18 protein-coding genes are annotated in these 18,598 nt (G+C 68.9%); 5 read left to right on the top strand and 13 right to left on the bottom strand.

Going from position 1 to position 18,598, the window contains the following annotated elements; genetic code table 11:
• Positions 1-148: 148 nt before the first annotated feature.
• The 13 genes from H0U68_RS04675 to H0U68_RS04615 form a co-directional block, all read right to left on the bottom strand.
• On the bottom strand, positions 149-1,018 hold the full coding sequence (locus H0U68_RS04675; RefSeq protein WP_296353163.1) for a beta-ketoacyl synthase N-terminal-like domain-containing protein: 870 nt from the start codon (positions 1,016-1,018) through the stop codon (positions 149-151).
• On the bottom strand, positions 1,015-2,199 hold the full coding sequence (locus H0U68_RS04670; RefSeq protein WP_296353161.1) for a beta-ketoacyl synthase N-terminal-like domain-containing protein: 1,185 nt from the start codon (positions 2,197-2,199) through the stop codon (positions 1,015-1,017). Before H0U68_RS04670 ends, H0U68_RS04675 begins: the two co-directional genes overlap by 4 nt.
• Positions 2,196-2,489, bottom strand: a complete 294-nt coding sequence (locus tag H0U68_RS04665; protein ID WP_296353158.1) for an acyl carrier protein — start codon at positions 2,487-2,489, stop codon at positions 2,196-2,198. Before H0U68_RS04665 ends, H0U68_RS04670 begins: the two co-directional genes overlap by 4 nt.
• Positions 2,486-3,955, bottom strand: coding sequence for an MFS transporter (locus tag H0U68_RS04660; protein ID WP_296353157.1), 1,470 nt, complete (start codon positions 3,953-3,955; stop codon positions 2,486-2,488). The genes H0U68_RS04665 and H0U68_RS04660 overlap by 4 nt, the downstream gene beginning before the upstream one ends.
• A 25-nt stretch (positions 3,956-3,980) precedes the next feature.
• Entirely contained in the window at positions 3,981-4,304 is a 324-nt protein-coding gene (gene fdxA / locus H0U68_RS04655; RefSeq protein ID WP_296353155.1) for a ferredoxin FdxA, read from the bottom strand.
• Between the two features lie 40 nt (positions 4,305-4,344).
• Positions 4,345-5,412, bottom strand: a complete 1,068-nt coding sequence (locus tag H0U68_RS04650; protein ID WP_296353153.1) for a C45 family peptidase — start codon at positions 5,410-5,412, stop codon at positions 4,345-4,347.
• Positions 5,405-5,995, bottom strand: coding sequence for a GNAT family protein (locus H0U68_RS04645; RefSeq protein WP_296353151.1), 591 nt, complete (start codon positions 5,993-5,995; stop codon positions 5,405-5,407). The genes H0U68_RS04650 and H0U68_RS04645 overlap by 8 nt, the downstream gene beginning before the upstream one ends.
• Positions 5,996-6,005: 10 nt before the next feature.
• Positions 6,006-6,263 carry an acyl carrier protein gene (locus H0U68_RS04640; protein WP_296353149.1) on the bottom strand — a complete coding sequence of 86 codons (258 nt, stop codon included), beginning with the start codon at positions 6,261-6,263 and terminating at the stop codon, positions 6,006-6,008.
• Positions 6,260-7,795, bottom strand: coding sequence for an AMP-binding protein (locus H0U68_RS04635; RefSeq protein WP_296353147.1), 1,536 nt, complete (start codon positions 7,793-7,795; stop codon positions 6,260-6,262). Before H0U68_RS04635 ends, H0U68_RS04640 begins: the two co-directional genes overlap by 4 nt.
• Positions 7,792-9,675: a hypothetical protein gene (locus H0U68_RS04630; protein WP_296353144.1), complete on the bottom strand. Its 1,884-nt coding sequence runs from the start codon at positions 9,673-9,675 to the stop codon at positions 7,792-7,794. Before H0U68_RS04630 ends, H0U68_RS04635 begins: the two co-directional genes overlap by 4 nt.
• A 143-nt stretch (positions 9,676-9,818) precedes the next feature.
• Positions 9,819-10,532, bottom strand: coding sequence for an autoinducer binding domain-containing protein (locus H0U68_RS04625; RefSeq protein ID WP_296353164.1), 714 nt, complete (start codon positions 10,530-10,532; stop codon positions 9,819-9,821).
• 335 nt (positions 10,533-10,867) lie between these two features.
• A complete protein-coding gene (locus tag H0U68_RS04620) occupies positions 10,868-12,820 on the bottom strand; it encodes an AMP-binding protein (RefSeq protein WP_296353143.1) in 1,953 nt (650 codons plus the stop codon).
• Positions 12,821-13,142: 322 nt separating this feature from the next.
• Positions 13,143-14,030 (bottom strand): YicC/YloC family endoribonuclease, encoded by an 888-nt coding sequence (locus H0U68_RS04615; protein ID WP_296353141.1) that lies wholly within the window; start codon positions 14,028-14,030, stop codon positions 13,143-13,145.
• A gap of 75 nt (positions 14,031-14,105) precedes the next feature.
• Here H0U68_RS04615 and H0U68_RS04610 point away from each other — a divergent pair, with 75 nt between their 5' ends.
• The 5 genes from H0U68_RS04610 to hemW form a co-directional block, all read left to right on the top strand.
• Complete coding sequence (locus tag H0U68_RS04610) at positions 14,106-15,116, top strand: serine/threonine-protein kinase (protein ID WP_296353139.1); 1,011 nt, start codon at positions 14,106-14,108, stop codon at positions 15,114-15,116.
• Entirely contained in the window at positions 15,113-16,015 is a 903-nt protein-coding gene (locus H0U68_RS04605) for a PP2C family serine/threonine-protein phosphatase (protein WP_296353137.1), read from the top strand. Before H0U68_RS04610 ends, H0U68_RS04605 begins: the two co-directional genes overlap by 4 nt.
• The gene (gene rph / locus H0U68_RS04600) at positions 16,015-16,749 is read left to right on the top strand and encodes a ribonuclease PH (protein WP_296353135.1); all 735 of its coding nucleotides are present in this window, start codon (positions 16,015-16,017) and stop codon (positions 16,747-16,749) included. Before H0U68_RS04605 ends, rph begins: the two co-directional genes overlap by 1 nt.
• A gap of 39 nt (positions 16,750-16,788) precedes the next feature.
• Positions 16,789-17,403 carry an RdgB/HAM1 family non-canonical purine NTP pyrophosphatase gene (gene rdgB, locus H0U68_RS04595; RefSeq protein WP_296353133.1) on the top strand — a complete coding sequence of 205 codons (615 nt, stop codon included), beginning with the start codon at positions 16,789-16,791 and terminating at the stop codon, positions 17,401-17,403.
• Between the two features lie 13 nt (positions 17,404-17,416).
• Positions 17,417-18,598: radical SAM family heme chaperone HemW (hemW, locus tag H0U68_RS04590; protein WP_296353131.1), on the top strand; the 1,182-nt coding region annotated here is incomplete at its 3' end.

Genomic DNA, 18,598 nt, shown 5'->3' with positions numbered 1-18,598 from the left:
CAGCGCGCGCAGCGGCACGCCGTCGCTGCCCTGCACGGTGTGCGGCGTGAACACGCGCGCGGCCGCGGCCAGGCGGCCCTGCTGTTCGGCCGCGTCGAGGTAGGGGAAGGCGGGTGTCGATAGGGTCACGTCGTGCGCTCCGGACATATCAATCGGGCCGCTGGATCAGCAGGCAGGTGGCGGCGGGGCCGAAGCCGCGCGCCACCACGGCATGGCGGCCCGACCGCCCATGCATCAGGACGTCGCGCACCAGCTGCAGCGGCGCGCCGGCCGCGAGGTGGTCGGCCTGGCCGGCCGCGCCGCAGGCGGTTTCGTGGATGACGGGCTCGGCGTCGGGCCAGCCCTGCGCGGCCGCGGCGGCCAGGCTGTGGTTGTCCGCGCCGCGCCACGACTGCGACCAGCCGATCACCTGCCCGCAGGGCGGTTCGTCGCGCACGGTGCGGCGCGCCAGCCAGACCAGGCCGGCACCCGCATGCACGCCGCTCGCGCCGCGCATTTCGGTGGAGCGCTGCAACCGGTCCAGCTGCCAGGCGCTGGGCCAGTCGAAGCCGCCGGCCAGCATGGCGTCCACCCGGCCGGACGCGATCTGGCGGCAGGCCATCACCAGGGCCTCCAGGCCGGACGCGTGGCCCAGCAGCGTGAGGTTCGGCCCCTGGAAGCCGTGGACCGAGGCCACGATGGCCGCGGTGGCGTTGGGCAGCCCGTTGGCGTACCAGGACGGCGTGACGCCCTTGAAGCCTTCGCTGCGCACGGTGGCCAAGCACTGCTCGGCCGCGTCCATCGAGCCCAGCACGGTGCCCAGGCTCACGCCGATGCGCTCGCGGCCGATGGCTGCGAGGGCCTCTTGCGGCGGCAGGCAGGCCTTGACCGTCTGCAGCACGAAACGCGCCTTGTCCGGCAGCGCGCCGACCTTCTTGGCGCGCCGCTCCGGCAGCAGCAGCTCGGGCGGCATGCCCGCGTCCAGCGGGCTGGAGGCGCTGGCGAAGCCCAGGATGTCGATCGGGTCGCGCAGGGTCATGGCCGTGCTCCCGCTGCCGGCGGGCCGGACAGCACCAGCACGCAGTTGTTGCCGCCGAAACCGAAGGCTTCCACCAGCACGTGGTCGCGCGCCAGCGGCAGCCCTTCGCCGGCGGCCACGGTGAGTTCGCCGAGCGCGGGATCGGTGGTCCCCAGCCAGGCGGTGGGCGGCAGCTGGCGCGCGCGCAGCGCCAGCACCGCGGCCAGGAGCGAGAACGCGCCGGCGGCGGCCTGCGGATGGCCCATGACGGATTTGATGCCGGTGACCGGCGGCAGCGGCGTGTCGCCGAAGGCGGCGCGCAGCGCCTGGATTTCGGTGGCGTCGTTCACGCTGGTGCCGGTGCTGTGGGTGAACACGGCGCCGATGTCCTGGCGCGCAACGCCGCTGTCCTCCAGCGCCTGCACGATCGCCCGGCTGACGCCGGCGCGGTCTGGCGCGGTGACGTGCTCGGCGTCGCAGCTGATGCCGCGGCCGCGGATCACGGCCAGCACCTGCGCGCCGCGCGCCTGCGCGGCTTCCAGCGTTTCCAGGCAGAAACTGACGGCGCCTTCGGACAGCACCACGCCCTTGCGCTCGGCGTCGAACGGGCGGCAGCGCTCGGCGGTGGCTACGCGCAGGCCGTTGAAGCCGCAGACCGTGTATTCCAGCAGCACGTCCAGCCCGCCCGCCACCATGGCATCGGCCTCGCCGGCCAGCAGGGCGTCGATGGCGAGCGCCGGCGCCATCAGGCCGGACGAGCAGGCGGTGGACAGCATCGCTACCGGGCCTTGCCAGTCGCAGCCGGGGGCCTGCAGCACGGTGGCGGCATCGAGCGCCGCAGCCGAACCGCCTGCGCTGTCGCCGGATACGCCGATGAACTCGTCTTCCAGCCGCTCCACGCCCGCGGTGGTGGTGGCCAGGAAGCAGCCGATGCGCACGTCCGAACGCGGCAGCCCGGCATGGGCCAGGGCCTGCCCGATGGTGAACGCGGCCAGGGCATCGGCCCGCGTGGCGGACGCGGGCAGCGCCGCCCAATCGGGCTCCGGGATGGCGATGACGTTGTCCACCGGGTAGGCCGACATCGCGCGCCTGGGCCACGGCGTGCGCCGGTCCTGCGGATGCAGCAGCGCGTCCCAGAACATGCCCGTGGACATGCCGGCCGGACCCGCGATGCCCACGCCCGTGATGGCGATGGGCGTCATGTGGGGAGCCTCTGCTGCTGCTGGCGCAGCGACTGCACGATGCCCGCGAGCGAGCGGCAGCTGGGCGCCATCAGCTGTTCGGGGTCGAACTGGATGTTGAACAGCGTCTCCAGCTTCACGGTGATGTCGATCATGTCCACCGAGTTCACGCCGTAGGACGACAGCAGCATGTCGTCCTCGATCGCGTCGGGCTCGACGTGCAGCGCCGCGGCGGCGAGTTCCTTGACGGCCTGCAGTTCGTCGGCGGTGCCGGCATCGCCGGCGGCGTACGGATCGCGCGAGGGATTCATGGGGAGCTTCCTTCCGGTTTGCCGGCGGTGGTGGCCAGCCGCCAGGCGCAGGCGACGCCCAGCGCCGCGGCGGCCGCGATGCTGAACGTGACGGTGGCGATGGCCGACGACGACGCGGCCGCGGAGCCGGTCACCGCTTCGGACAGATACAAGGCACCCAGGACCGCGATGCCGACGACGATGGACAGCTGGACCGAGGTGGTCACCAGGCCGCTCAGGACCGGCACGTGCGCCGGCGGCACGCGCTGCGTCATCTGGTTCACCGTGGTGCCGAAGGTCAGGCCATGGCTGCTGCCGGCCAGGAACATCAGCGGCACCATCACCGCCGGCTGCCAGCCCGCGTGCATCGCCATCCAGCCAAACGCCAGGTTGACGATGCCCATGACGGCGATGGCCGTGGTGGGCGTCCAGCGCAGCAGTCGCGCCGGCAATTTGGACCAGTTCACGTTGGCGATGCCGAAGCCGAACGCGTAAGCGGCGAACACGGCGCCCGACACCAGCGCCGAGCGGCCCAGGCCCGACTGCAGGTACAGCGCGGTGGCGAACAGCCAGCCGCCGTAGCCGGTGAAGCCGATGGCGATGACGGCAAGCCCCGGGCGGATGCCGGGGCGCACCAGCGCCTCCAGGTTCAGCAGCGGGCTGCCGCCGCGCTGCCCGAGCCGCTTCTCGTACAGCAGGAACAGGCCCAGGCCCAGCACGCCGGCCAGCAGGCTGAGCCAGGTCCACGAAGCCCAGCCCACTTCGCGCCCGAACGTGAGCGGCACCAGCGCCAGCAGCATCGCGCCGCTCAGCGCCGCCACGCCGACCAGGTCGAGCCGCGCGCCGCGTTCGCCCGTGAGCGGGGGCAGCACCGTACGCGCGCACATGAGCACCGCGATGCCGATGGGCACGTTGATGAGGAAGGCCGGCCGCCAGCTGGTGCCGAACAGGTCGGCCGACACCAGCACGCCGCCCAGCACCTGGCCGGCAGCGGAGCCGAGCCCCATGATCATGGAGTAGTAGCCGATGGCGCGCGCGCGCTGCGCGCCGTCGAAGCTGCGCTGGATCAGCGACAGCACCTGCGGCACCAGGATGGCCGCGCCCAGGCCCTGCACCAGCCGCCCGGCGATCAGCCAGCTGACGTCGGGTGCCAGCCCGCAGGCCAGCGACGCGCCGGTGAACAGCGCGATGCCGAGCACGAACAGGCGCCGGTAGCCGTGGTCGTTGCCCAGCCGCGCGCCGGTGATGAGGAACACCGCATAGGCGAGCCCGTAGCCGGCCACGGCGATCTGCAGCAACGCGCCGGAGATGCCCAGGTCGTCGTGCAGCGCCGGTGCCGCCACGTTGATGATTGACGTGTCCATCGCCGCCATGCCCTGTCCCAGCAGCAGGAACAGCAGCATCCAGCGGTGCCGCTGCGGGCGCGCGGCGTCGGCGGGCCGTGCCGGCGCGGCAAGCTCGGTCTGCGCGCTCGCGGCAGTCGTCATGGAGTGTCTTCCAGGCGGCCGCGCGTCAGCGCACGAGTTCGGCCAGCTTGCCCGCCTTGCCGGCCCATTCCTCGGCCGCGGGCAGGGCGTCTTTCTGCACCGCGATGACGGGCCAGCGCTTGGACAGTTCGCTGTTCAGGTCGAGGTAGATGCGCTCGGCCTCCGAGAGGCGGTCGTGCGGGCGGATCGCCTCGACGGGGCACTCGGGTTCGCACACGCCGCAGTCGATGCAGACCTCGGGATCGATGGCCAGGAAGTTCGGGCCTTCGTGGAAGCAGTCGACAGGGCAGACGGCGACGCAATCGGTGTGCTTGCACTGAATGCAGTTTTCGGTGACGACGTAAGGCATGGGGCCTCCGGAAAGATGAAAAAGAAAGGGGTGAAAGGGATCAGTGCGGCGCCAATGCGGCGCCGCGCGGATGGATGAACAGTTCGCCCTCGGCGACGCGCATCAGCGCCGACGCCACGGTGCATTCGCGCCGGATGTCGGCCTTGGGCGGCACATCGATGGGCGGCTCGTCCAGGATGCGCATGTACTGCGCCGGCGCCGCGTCGAAAGGCAGCGCGCGCAAGGCGGCGGCGCAGGCGTCCTGCCGCCGCAGCGAGGAACCGCGGGCGAACGGGTTGAGCTCGTCCGCCGAATGGAAGCGCGGGTGCAGGAAGTGGTTGGCATGCACCAGCTCCTCGCCTTCGATCACCGCGATGTCATTGAGCACGTGTTCGACGTTCACCAGGCGCTGCCCGTCGCACAGCGTCAGCGTGCGCGAGCTCGCCAGCGGCAGCGCCGCCATGCGTTCGAGCGCCTGCTCCACGGTGTCGCAGGTGTCCAGCAGGTGGCGGATCACCAGGTAGTCCGGGATGCCGGGCTGCCAGCGCCCGGCCAGCACCAGGTTGATGCCGACGGCGAGGCCGCGGTCGTTGATGCCCAGGTAGCCGAGCAGCCCGGTGAAGCTGAGCATCAGCAGCCGCCTGCCGTCCGCGTGCGTGACGTCGAGCGCCGTTGCCTCGCGCGCCATGTCGCCGTTCAGGTCGACGGTCTGGCCGATCAGCGCCGTGCCGCCGCGGCAGCGGCCGAAGGTCGTGCAGTCGCCCTGGGCCGCCAGCGCGCGCGGGATGGCCGAGAAGCCGACCAGCTCGCGGCGCAGCTGCAGCAGGTAGGCGTCGGCCACGTCGATGCCGGCGCCTTCGGCCAGGCCGTGGATTTCCTCGGCGATGTCCGGCAGGTGGCGCTCGATCAGCCGCGCGTGTTCGCCGCAGCGCGCGCTCAGCGTGCCGTGCGACTGCGCATCCGGCAGCAGCGCTTCCACGCGCGCGCGCCGGTCGCGCAGGAAGCCGTGGATGGCGCCCTGCAGCTGCCGGCCGTGCTGCAGCCCCAGCTCGCGGCGGCTGCCGCGCAGCTGCGCGCGCCGCTCCGCCGGCAGGCTGGTGTGCAGGCGCAGGTCGAGCGGCTTACGCATGTTCCAGCCGGGCCTGCACCGCCGGCCACTCGGCCTTCAGCACGCTGTAGTAGATGGCGTCGCGCCGGCGCCCGCCGGGCATGAAGTTGAAGCTGCGCAGCGTGCCTTCCTCGGTCGCGCCGATGCCCTTCAGGCCGGCGCGCGCGCGCAGGTTGAGGATGTCGGTCTTGAACTCCACGCGCTCGCATTCGAGCGGGCCGAACGCGTGTGCCAGCAGCAGCCGCTTGACCGATTTGTTGAGCCCGCTGCCGCGGAATTCCGCGCCCAGCCAGGACCAGCCGATCTCCAGGCGCCGCTCGGCGGACGCGAGGTTGCCGTAGGCGGTGCTGCCCGCCACCCGGCCGCTCTTGCGGTCGACAATGGAGAACACGATCCGCGTGCCGGCCAGGGTGTCGGCCACCGCCTGCTCGATGAACTCGTTGAGCTGCGGCTCGTCGCCGACGCGGGCGACGAAGTAGGCCCAGATCTCGGGGTCGTAGGCGATGCGGGCGAGGTCCGCCTTGTCCTCGAACGTCATGCGGCGCAGCAGCACCTTGTCGTCCTGGAGCACGGTGTTGCGCAGGGTCTTGGGATTCCAGTCCATGGCGGGCTCCTCAGTTCAGGGTTTTGGAGGTGAGCAGCCGCACGATGTCGCCGGGCGTCTCCAGCCCCGCGATGTCGTCCTCGTCGAAGGCTGTCAGCGGCACGCCGGTCTGGGTGCACACGGTGCTCATCATCATGATCAGGTCGAGCGAGCTCAGGCCATAGTCGAACTTGAGGTTCAGCGCCAGGTCCAGCGACGGCGCATCGGCCGGCGGGCGCCTGAGCGTGCTGGACAAGGCCTCGCGGACGGCGGGTTCGATGTTGCTCACGCGGTCACTCCATAAAGTTCGTCGATCTCGCGCGCGTAGGTGCGGAAGATCTCGTTGCGCTTGGGCTTGAATTGCGAGGTCAGCAAGCCGTTCTCGATGCTGAAGCGCTGCGGCACGACGATCACCTTCGCGATGCGCTCGTCGGCCGACAGCTGCTTGTTGATGTCCTTCACATGCGCGGCGATGGCTTCGCGCGGCGGGTCCTGGTCGTCGTTGGGCGACACCAGCGCCACGATGTAGGGCTTGCCCGCGCCGTACAGCACGCAGTCGGCCACGCCGGCGTGCTGCTTGACGCGCTCCACGATCGGCCGGCTGTAGACGTTCTTGCCGTTGGACAGCACCACCACGTCGTCGGCGCGGCCCAGGATGTACAGGTAGCCGTCCTCGTCGAAGCGCGCCAGGTCGCCGGTGCGCACGTCGCCGTTGGGCGCGAAGATGCGCTCGCTGTCGCCCGGCGCGCAGAACAGGTAGCGCGTGTTCACCGGCTGCTCGCGGCTGACGACCAGCATGCCGTCGGCATCGATGCGCGCCTTCACGCCCGGCAGCAGCCGCCCAACGCTGCCGCGGCGGTGCGCGCCGGGGCAGTTCTTGGTGACGATGCAGGTCTCGTTCATGCCGTAGCCTTCCAGCAGCGGAAAGCCGGCCGCGTCGAAGAACGCCAGGGTGTCCGGATGCGCCGGCGCCGAGCCGGTCCACATGTAGCGCACGCGCGGGCCCAGCAGGGTGCGCAGCTCGGCGCGGCGCGCCTCCTCGGTGGCCTCGGGCCCGAGGTGTTCCACTTGGCGCTTCAGGCTTTCGTAGAAGCCCGGCACGCCCATCACCACGGTCGGATGCGTCTTCTGCGCGGCCTCGAGCGCGAACTCGAACGGCGCCACGGTCACGTCGTGGCCGTGTGCCAGCGCGGAATAGATCCAGTAGCGCTGCTGCAGCAGCGACAGCGGCAGGAACACCAGCAGGTTGTCGCCGTCGCGGTGGTCCAGGATGGTCTGCACGCCGTCGATCGAGCTGTCGGTGCTGCCCACCGTGGCGGCAAGCCCCTTGGGCTGGCCGGTGCTGCCGGAGGTGAACTTGATGGTGGTCGTATCGCTTGGCTGGTAGTCCGGCGCGGGCGGCGCCGGCTGCAGCGACGCGAGCGGCGCTTCCAGGCTTGCGGCGATCAGCGGGCGCAGGTCCAGCACCTCGGCGCCTTCGGACGCGGGCTCCGCGTAGATGGCGCGAATGCCGTAGTCCTGCAGCTGGGCGGGCGTGAGCTTCATGCGCCCGAACTCGAAGCCGGCCGTGACGAAGCCGCCCTTGATCGCCGCCAGGTCCAGCAGCACCCACTGCGGGCCGTTGCGCGCCAGCACGGCGATGCGGTCGCCGCGCCGCAGGCCGGCGCCGTGCAGGCGGGCGGCCAGGTCGGCCGCGCGCGCATCAAGCTCCGCGTGCGTCAGCTTGGTCTGCCTGCCGCGCTGGAACAGGTGCACCTGGTGGCTGCGGCTCTTGTTGCCGGTGGCCGCCACCGCATTGATCACGCTGAACGGCGCACTCACGATGCCCAACCCTCCGCCAGGCGCACGGGCTCGGCCGGCCGGTAGCCGATCGGGGTTTGCTCGGCGTCCGGGTCCTTCGGCGCGCCCAGGTCGAGGTATTGGCCGACCTGGAAGCCGGTGACCTGCAGCTGCTTGCTGCCCGGGCTCATCAGGTACGCGGTGAGCGCCACGTACACGGCTTCCAGCCACAAGGTGCGGCGGCGCACGCGCAGCACGTCGTCGGTGGTGAATTCATCGCCTTCCATGCGCACCACGCGCACGTCGTAGAAGCCGCGGAAACGCTCGCCGGCGATGGTCAGCGCCGGGCGCGACATGTCGGGCCCCGGGCTGCGCACCGAATACTTCACCCGCGCCTTGTTGTGCGCGGCGCGGTGCATGTCGGCATGGATCGCGATGTCGGGAATCAGCGGCGGGTAGTACCAGTGGCGCTTGGCGCTGATGAGCGGGCGCTCCAGGTTGCCCGGGATGAAGTGCCAGCGGTTGAACATCATCCGCTTTTGCACCGACGAGGCGATCATGGCCGCATCGTCGGCACCCATGCGGGGGATCAGCCGGTCCGACACGAAGCAGGTGAAGAAGCTGGCGGGCGTCATCGCGTGGATCACGTCGGACAGCGCCTTCTCGTCGTAGGTGACGAGCTGGCGGATGTTGCGCAGCGAACTCGACATGCCGTAGTCGGCGCCGGTGGCGCGCGTGGCCGAGGCGACGCACTTCTCCATCAGGTATTCGAGCCAGCCGTTGACCGCGTCGCTGCCCAAGCCGCAGGGCACGCCGGCCACGTCGCGCGACAGGCAGGCATGGGCCAGCAGCGACATGCCCACGTGCTCGCTGGGCGGCTGCTCGTCGCCGACCAGCTGGACGTAGTCCTCCTTGAATTCCTGCCACCAGGCGTCGGGCGATTCCGTGGACTCCATGCTGGGCAGCACGCGCTCGCTCTTCTGGAAATTCATGCCGTAGATCCAGCGGTAGCGCAGGTACGGCTGGCCGACGGCGCGGAAGGTCTGCTGGCGCACCGTGCGCGCACGCTCGAACAGGTCGAGCTCGGGGGGCACATCGAGGCCGCAGCCGGCGGCGCTGTAGGCGTCGCCGATCTCGCGCAGCCGCTGCAGGAAGCGATGCGCCGACAGCTGGATGCCGTTGAACTCCTCGAAACGCACCGAGCGGCCCGACAGGAACAGCGCATGCAGCGCCGCGACCACCAGCACCTCGTCGGCATCCCAGGTGTCGTAGGGCTTGTCGCGCAGCGCGCTCAAGAAGCCCTTGTTGCGCTTGTCGTCGATCAGGTTCACGTAGCGCTCGATCAGCGCGAAGAACCGGTCGCGCACGAAGAAGCAGACCGACTCCACGTGCTCGATGTGGTCGATGACCTCTTCCAGCACGGCCGGCAGCTCGCCCCGCGCATGCACGCCGTCGAGCGACGCCTTGATCTCGGCCTGGGCGGTCGCCTCGAGGGCGAGCAAGGCGGTGTGCGCCGCGTCGATCTCGGCCAGCAGGGCCGGCGCGGCGGCCACGTAGCCCACCATGGTGGTGGTGTCCGCCTCGTCGTAGCGCACGGGCGACTGCGACACCGGCCGGATGTGCAGCCGCCCCAGCGTGTTGACGTACAGCTGCAGCGTGGCCTGCGGGCAGTCGCTTTGCAGCGCGGTGATCTCCAGCTGCGGGTGCCGCTGGAAAACCGCCAGCGCCGCGCGGTCGTACAGGCCGAGCGCATCGACCGCGTGGTCGATCGGATACATGCCGCCATGCGTCAGCGCATGGACGGCCGCGTCATGCGCAGAACCGTCGCCCGCGCTCCCTCCGGAGACGTAGCGGGAGACGTCGAATCCATAAATGCTGGTCGACTTGTTCTGAACGGTGGGGTGGTGTGCCCGTGGATCCATCGGACCTCCGACATATATATTTGGATGGTTGCGACGGGCCTGATTGGCCCGGGTCGCGATGGATTTCACACGCTATTCAATCGAGGCGAAACTACCAAGATTGGTAGGCTCCAGCGGGTGCTTTCAATTGAATTGAATTGAGATCAATTAAGCATTCCCATCATGGCGGCGCAGACAACGGCTGCCGTTTTATTGGCCGCTCCGAGTTTGGAGACGGCGTTCTTCAGATGGAAATTCACCGTGTCCGTGGAGAGCACGAGGATCTGCGAGATCTCGCTCGAGGTCTTGCCGTCGCCGGTCCATTTCAGGACCTCCACCTCCCGGCTAGTGAGGCTGCCGGGCTTGGCGTGCAGCTGCGGTGCCAGGGTGCGGGCCAGGCGCAGGTGGCTGATGTGGACCAGCCAGCGCATCTTTCCATCCTTGGCCGCGAGCTCGTCGGGCAAAAGCGGTTCGGTGGAACGGCTGAGGCTCAACATGCCTGTGCCGACGCCATTGGCGTCCAGGCAGGACTGCGACCAGCCGAAGCGCAGGCCGTGCGACTGCGCCTCCTGCCAGAATTCGGGCACGTTCGCGAAGACCTCGCCGCTCCACAGCAGCGGCGCTTCCGACTTGCGGCAGTGGGCGACCACGGGATCGATGTGCTGGTAGCCGGCCTCCTGGTAGCGCGCCTGCCAGGCCGCCGGATAGTTGTTCAACAGGTGGTTGCGCGGCCGCGAGAACGGCCAGGGCATGCGGGTGCTGTAGGCGCAGTGTTCGAAGCCCAGCTCGCGCGCCGCCGCTTCGATCTTCCTGAAAACTTCCTTGTGGTCGCTGTCGTTGAGGGTCGCTGCCAACAACTCTTCTTCCCAATTTGCCATACAAGCTCCCTGTTTACGCATCGGCTCCAACATCGCGCCAAAGAGAGATGGACGTGACAGTGTCCCGGGGCGCAATGAAGCAAATCAGCGTAAGCCCGCTGCAATTTTTGTGGTGTGTAAATTGGTTACCCGAATTAAACAATTGCGAGCGAATACGCGCTTGCAGATAGACAAGCTATATCCATTCAGAGTCTTGTTGGATCGAAGCCGCCGACACGGGACTGTCATCTCGCCTACGCGGAATGCGAGTGGGCGGCTGCGCGGCGTTTCGCGCGCGGCATGCCCAGAGCAGGCTGCCCGAGAGATGGGAAGCCGGCCCTCCGCCGGCGTACGGCTCAGGCTGCCAGTGCGAGCAGCGGGAAGGTGCGGGCCGGACAGATCGGCAGCACCGCCGACGTCTTGCTGATGCGCCCGTCGCGCAGTTTTGCGTCCGTCTCGAAGAATTGCGATTCGCGTCCTTCGTACACCGCCTCGATCAGTGGTGCATATTTTCCGAACACGAATTCGCGCCGGACTTTCTTGCTCAAGGTCATCTCGCCGTCATCGGAGTCCAGCTCCTTGTGCAGGACGATGAAGCGGTGGATCTGGCACGCGCCCATGTAGCCCTCGGCGGCGAGTTCCTCGTTGGCCTTCTCGATACAGATGCGCACGAGTTCGATGACGGCGGGCTTGGTGGCCAGGTCGGCATAGCCGGCATAGGGCAGGTTGCGCCGCTCGGCCCAGTTGCCCACCGCCTCGATGTCGATGTTGATGAAGGCGCCCACCATGTCCCGCCCGTCGCCGAACGCAACCGCTTCCTTGATGTACGGGAAGAACTTGAGCTTGTTCTCGACGTATTTCGGCGCGAACAATGCGCCGTCGTTCGCGCCGCCCTTGAGCCGTCCCAGGTTCTTCACCCGGTCGACGATGCGCAGGTGGCCGGCCGCGTCCACGTGGCCGGCATCGCCGGTGTGGTACCAGCCGTCGGCGGTCTTGACCTCCGCGGTGGCATCGGGGTCGCGGTAATACTCCCGCAGGATGCCGGGCGAACGCACCATCACTTCGCCGGCGTCGCTGATGTCGATCTCGACACCTTCCAGCGGCACGCCCACCGATTCGGCGCTGACCTGGTCGTCGGGCTGGATGCAGACGAACACGCCCGTCTCCGTGGAGCCATAGAGCTGCTTGAGGTTGATGCCGATGGCGCGGTAGAACGCGAACAGGTCGGGCCCGATGGCCTCGCCCGCCGTGTACGCCACGCGGATGCGCGACAGGCCCAGGCTGTTGCGCAGCGGCCCGTAGATGATCCAGTCGCACAGGCGGTACAGCGCGCGGGTGGGCAGGGGCACGGAGGAGGGCGCCCGGTTCGGCGCCTTCACCTTGCGCGCCAGCGCCAGGCTGCGGTGGAACAGCCAGCGGCTGACCGCGGGCGCGTCTTCCATGCGCGTCATCACGCGCGTCAGCATGCTCTCGAACACCGGCGGCGGCGCGAAGTAGTAGGTCGGGCCGATCTCGGCCATGTCGATCGCGATGGTGCCGGCGGACTCGGGGCAGTTGACGATGTAGCCGCAGACCAGCCACTGCGCGTAGCTGAAGATGTTCTGGCCGATCCACGCCGGGGGCAGGTAGGCGAATACATCCTCCCGGTCGGTCAGGCGGTCGAAGGCGGCGCCGACTTTCGCGCGGTCGATCAGGCCGGCATGCGTGTGCACCACGCCCTTGGGCTTGCCGGTGGTGCCCGAGGTGTAGAAGACGGCGGCAGGCACCTGTGGCGAGCCGGCAGCCACCATGGCTTCGAAGCGGGCCGCGGCGCCGTCGGCCTCGGCGGCCTGGCGGCCCAGCGCGAACAGGTCGTCCAGCGGCGCGAGGCCGGGCTGGCCGTAGTGGCGCAGTCCACGCGGATCGTCGAACCAGATGCGGGCCAGGCCCGGGCACTGCTCGCGGGCTTCCAGCAGCTTGTCCACCATTTCCTGGTCTTCGACGACCGCGTGCCGCACGCCGGCGCTGGTGATCGGCCCGATGTACTGCGCCGTCGCGGCGTCCTGGTAGAGCGGTACCGGCACGGCGCCGACCGCCTGCACGGCGAGCATCACCGCGTACAGCCGCGGGCGGTTGCTGCCGATGATGACCACATGGTCGTTCGCGCCGACGCCGCTGGCCTGCAGGCCCAGCGTCATCTGCATGACCATCTCGGCAACCTCGCTCCAGCTGAACACCTGCCAGATGCCGTATTCCTTGAAACGCATGGCATCGCGCGTGGGCAGGCGGCGTGCATGCGCGAGCAGCAACTGCGGAAAGGTTGCGGACATGGTGTCGTGTCTCCCTCAGGACCCGGAATCCTGTGGCCGCATCCTAAGAAGCCACGCGCATGCGGGTTGTCCGCGTGAAGACAATCGACCTGGGCATAAACCCGTAGCAGCGCCCGCGCTCCCGGGTCTTCGGCCGGGATTTGCGCGCTGCTGTTGCCGCGCCACTCATCGGTGGCAATGCGGCATCCTCATTGGGGTGGGGCCTGCTTCTTGACGATGCATGCGGGCCGGCGAACCGGCCGCATGCGGGCTTCGCAGTCCTGGCAGTCAGACCAGCGCGCTTAACTTTCAGCCTAACGGACGCAGAGCCGGTGCCGCCACGTCACTCGATGTTCTGCACCTGTTCGCGCATCTGCTCGATCAGCACCTTCATGTCCACCGAGATGCGCGTGAGCTCGAGCGCGGCCGACTTGGAGCCCATGGTGTTGGCTTCGCGGTGCAGCTCCTGGATCAGGAAATCCAGGCGCTTGCCGATGTCGCCGCCCTTGTTGATCAGGCGCTCGATCTCGTCCAGGTGCGCCGCCAGCCGGGTGAGTTCCTCGGCCACGTCGATGCGGATGGCGAACGCCGTGGCCTCGGACAGCGCCCGGTCCTGTGCGCTCTCGGGCGTGGCCGCGCCCTCGGCCAGGGCCATCGCGTCCTTCCAGCGCTCCAGGAAGCGCTGGCGCTGCTGCTCCACCAACTGCGGCACCAGCGGCTGGGCCTGCTGCGCCAGGGTGCGCAGCTGCGCCAGGTGGCCCAGCAGCATCTCGGCCAGGCGCCGGCCTTCGCGCTCGCGCGCGGCGCTCAGGTCGGCCAGCACGCGCGGCGCCAGCGCCTGCAGGGCTGCGCCCCAGTCCACCTCCACCGCGCCCTCGCTGCTGCCCAGGCGCAACACTTCGGCCACGCTCAGCGGCACCGCGTCGGGAATGACGCCGCGCACCGCGTGCTGCAAGGCACCCAGGCGCTGCAGCATGTGCAGCGACGGGTCGCGCAGCCCCTCGCCCTGCGGGTTCTCGATGGAAGCGCGCACTTCCACCTTGCCGCGCTTGAGGCGGCCGGTCAGCAGCTCGCGCAGGGCCGGCTCGTGGGCGCGCAGTTCGTCGGCCAGCCGGAAGCTCAGATCCAGGAACCGGCTGTTGACCGAACGGATCTCCAGGCCGATCCGGCTCGCGCCTTGCGCAGGGCTTTCCTGCGCGCTTGCATAACCGGTCATGCTGTAAACTGCCATGGAGATTTGTATCGTGGTTCGTTGCGGGAAGATGAGGATCGACGGATCGCCGACGGGCCCCTACAGTCGTAAATTATGTCAAAGGTCAAACCAGCCCCTTTGCCGCCCGATACCGTGATCGGCGGCTACCGGGTGGTTCGCAAGCTGTCCGCGGGTGGCTTCGGCGTGGTCTACCTGGCCGTCGACAACGAGGGCCAGCAGATCGCCGTCAAGGAGTATCTCCCTTCCTCGCTCGCCACGCGCGCGCCGGGCGAGCTGCTGCCGCAGGTGGCCGCGGAGAAACTGTCGCTGTACCGCCTGGGCCTCAAGAGCTTCTTCGAGGAAGGGCGCGCGCTGGCGCAGATCTCGCACAGCTCGGTGGTGAGCGTGCTCAATTTCTTCCGCGAGAACGAAACCGTCTACATGGTGATGAACTACCTGGAGGGCGCGACCCTGCAGGATTTCATCATCACCGCGCGCGAGCTCAAGAAGCAGAAGGTGTTCCGCGAATCGACCATCCGGTCGTTGTTCGACGAGATCCTGCGCGGCTTGCGCATCGTGCACCAGCACAAGATGTTGCACCTCGACATCAAGCCCGCCAATATTTTCATCACCGACGACAACCGCGCCGTGATGATCGATTTCGGCGCCGCGCGCGAGGTGCTGTCCAAGGAAGGGAATTTCATCCGCCCCATGTACACCCCCGGCTTCGCCGCGCCCGAGATGTACCGGCGCGATTCGTCCATGGGCCCCTGGACCGACATCTACGCCATCGGCGCGTGCATCTACGCCTGCATGCAGGGCTACCCGCCCAACGACGCGCCGCAGCGGCTGGAGAAGGACCGCCTGGCGCTGGCCCTGTCGCGCCTGCGCGGCGTGTACTCGGACAACCTGATCGAAGTGGTGGAGTGGTGCATGTCGCTGGACCCGCTGTCGCGCCCGCAGTCGGTGTTCGCGCTGCAAAAGGAGCTCAGCCGCGAGGGCGAGCGCCGCTACACCAAGCTGACCGTGGGCGAGAAGATGCGCCTGCAGTTCGACAACATGGTGTCGGACACCAAGAAGAACGTGAAGCGCGCCACCGGCTTCGGCGGGGTGCGCGCCAAATGAAATTTTCCGTTTTCCAGATCAGCCGCAAGGGCGGGCGCGAGAAGAACGAAGACCGCATGGGCTACTGCTACACGCGGGAATCGGGCCTGTTCGTGCTGGCCGACGGCATGGGCGGCCACCCCGAAGGCGAAGTCGCCGCGCAGCTGGCGCTGCAGACCATCTCGGCGCTCTACCAGAAGGAAGCGCGCCCGGTGGTCAAGGACGTGACCGAGTTCCTCGCCACCGCGCTCATGGCCGCGCACCACCAGATCATCCGCTACGCCAGCGAGCGCGGCATGCTGGACACGCCGCGCACCACGCTGGTGGCGGCCATCCTGCAGGGCACGCAGGCCACCTGGGTGCACTGCGGCGACTCGCGCCTGTACCTGGTGCGCAATGGCGAGCAGGTCACGCGCACGCGCGACCACTCGTACATCGAGCAGCAGAACGCCGGCGTGATCCGCATGGACCGCGTCAACCGCAACATCCTGTTCACCTGCCTGGGTTCGCCCACCAAGCCGGTGTTCGACGTGACCGGGCCGGTGCCGCTGCAGCAGGGCGACAAGCTGATGCTGTGCTCGGACGGCCTGTGGAGCAGCCTGCCGGACAACGAGATCGTGCGCCACCTGAGCACCAAGTCCGTGGCCGACGCCGTGCCCGACCTGGTGGAGGACGCGCTGCGCAACGGCGGCGAGCACTCCGACAACGTGACCGTGGTGGCGATGGAGTGGGAAACCCCCGACAACTTCGAGTCCACCCACGGCATCTCCACCGACAGCATCAGCGACGGCGTGTTCGCCTCCACCATCCAGGCCGGCGTGCTCGACACGCTGGTCGACGACCTGGACGACGCCGCCATCGAGCGGTCCATCGCCGAGATCAACGAAGCCATTCGCCGGTCCGCGGGCCGCAAACCCTGATGCCCAACACTTTCATTCGAAGCGGCAACCGTGCCGCCGACCAGCTGCGCCCGGTGCGCATCACGCGCGGCTTCACCGTGCACGCCGAAGGCTCGGTGCTGGTCGAATTCGGCGACACCCGCGTGCTGTGCACCGCCTCGGTCGAAGAGAAAGTGCCGCCGCACAAGCGCGGCAGCGGCGAGGGCTGGGTCACGGCCGAATACGGCATGCTGCCGCGCGCCACGCACACCCGCGGCGACCGCGAGGCCGCCAAAGGCAAGCAGAGCGGCCGCACCCAGGAAATCCAGCGCCTGATCGGCCGCAGCCTGCGCGCCGTGTTCGACCTGGCCAAGCTGGGCGAGCGCAGCATCACGCTGGACTGCGACGTGCTGCAGGCCGACGGCGGCACGCGCACGGCCGCCATCACCGGCGCCTTCGTGGCCGCGCAGGACGCGGTGAACACGCTGCTGGCGCAAGGCAAGCTCGCCGAGTCGCCCATCATCGGCCACGTGGCGGCGGTGTCGGTCGGCATCGTCGAAGGCGTGCCGCTGCTGGACCTGGAATACGTGGAAGACGTGGCCTGCGACACCGACATGAACGTGGTGATGACCGGCGCCGGCCACTACGTGGAAGTGCAGGGCACGGCCGAGGGCGCCGCCTTCACCCGCGCCGAAATGGACGAACTGCTGCGCCTGGCCGAAAAAGGCATCGCCGAACTGGTGGTGCTGCAGCGCCAGGCCCTGCAGGCCGCCTAGCGGCTTCGCGCGGGCGCGGGCCCGCGCCGTGTGTGCCCCATGACCATCCAACGCATCGTCCTCGCCTCCAACAACCGCGGCAAGCTGGCCGAACTGCAGGCCATGCTGGCGCCGCTGGGCATCGCGCTCGTGCGCCAGGGCGACCTGGGCGTGCCGGAAGCCGAGGAGCCGCACCGCACCTTCGTGGAGAACGCGCTGGCCAAGGCGCGCAACGCCGCCGCGCACAGCGGCCTGCCGGCGCTGGCGGACGACGCCGGCCTGTGCGTGGACGCTTTCAGCGGCCTGCCAGGGGTGGACACGGCGTACTACGCCACGCAGTTCGGCTATGCAAAGGGCGACGACAACAACGTCACCGCACTGCTGGAGCAGATGCGCGGCGTGGACAACCGCCGCGCCGCGCTGGTGAGCACGCTGGTGGCGGTGCGCACGCCCGACGACCCGGAGCCGCTGATCGCGGTCGGCCGCGCGGTCGGCGAGATCGCGCGCGAGCCGGTGGGTGAACACGGTTTCGGCTTCGACCCCGTGATGTTCATCCCGGAATTCGGCCAGACCTTCGCGCAGCTGCCGCCCGAGGTGAAGAACGCCAACAGCCACCGCGGCAAGGCGGCGCGCCAGATGGTGGAGTTGATCCGCAGCAACTGGCTGGCTGTGTAGCACTCCAACAGCCATGGCCAACGACATCGCGCGGTACATGCGACCCGGCACGCTGCAGCTGGCGGCCCTGCCGCCGCTGTCGCTGTACGTGCACCTGCCCTGGTGCCTGATGAAGTGTCCGTACTGCGACTTCAACTCGCACGAGATGAAGCCGGGTGACTTGCCCGAGCGCCGTTATCTCGATGCCTTGGTCGCCGACCTGGAGGCTGCGTTGCCGCTGGTGTGGGGCCGGCAGATCCACAGCATCTTCATCGGCGGCGGAACGCCCAGCCTGTTCTCGCCCGCGGGCATCGACCGGCTGCTGGGCGACATCCGCGCGCGGCTGAAGCTCACCCCCGATTGCGAGATCACGCTGGAGGCGAACCCCGGCACCTTCGAGAAGGAGCGCTTCAAGGCGTTCCGCGCGGCGGGCGTCACGCGCCTGTCGGTGGGTGTGCAGAGCTTCAACGACGCGCACCTGAAAGCGCTGGGCCGCGTGCACGACAGCGCGCAGGCGATTGCGGCAGTGGAAGAAGCGGCGCAGGCCTTCGACACCTTCAACCTCGACCTGATGTACGCGCTGCCCGGCCAGACGCTGGAGCAGCTGGAAGCCGACGTGGCGCAGGCCATGGCGCTCGCGCCGCCCCACTTGTCGATCTACCACCTGACCATCGAACCCAACACCTACTTCGCGAAGTTTCCGCCCGTGGTGCCGCCCGACGATGCGGCCTACGCGATGCTGGACCGCATCACCGAAATGACCGAAGCCGCGGGGCTGCGCCGCTACGAAGTGTCGGCGTATGCCAAGCCGGGGCACGGCTGCTGGCACAACACGAACTACTGGGAGTTCGGCGACTATCTGGGCATCGGCGCCGGCGCGCACGGCAAGCTGAGTTTTCCGCACCGCGTGGTGCGGCAGGTGCGCTATCGCGAACCCAAGCTGTACATGGACAAGGCGCTGGCGGGCAACGCGGTGACGCTGGAAGAAGAAGTCGCGCGGGCGGACCTGCCGTTCGAATTCATGCTGAATGCGCTGCGGCTGCGCGATGGTTTCGCGCTGCAGGATTTTCTGGATCGCACGGGCTTGCCGCTGTCGGCGATCGAGCAGCCGCTGAAGGAAGCGGAGGCGAAGGGGCTGATCGCGCGGGACTTCGCGCGGGTGCGGCCGACGGAGCGGGGGTTTGATTTTTTGAGCGATTTGCAGGCGCTGTTCCTG

The organism is Ramlibacter sp., from assembly GCF_013697775.1.
Classification (GTDB): domain Bacteria; phylum Pseudomonadota; class Gammaproteobacteria; order Burkholderiales; family Burkholderiaceae_C; genus Ramlibacter.
This window is presented reverse-complemented; position numbering and strand designations above follow the sequence as displayed.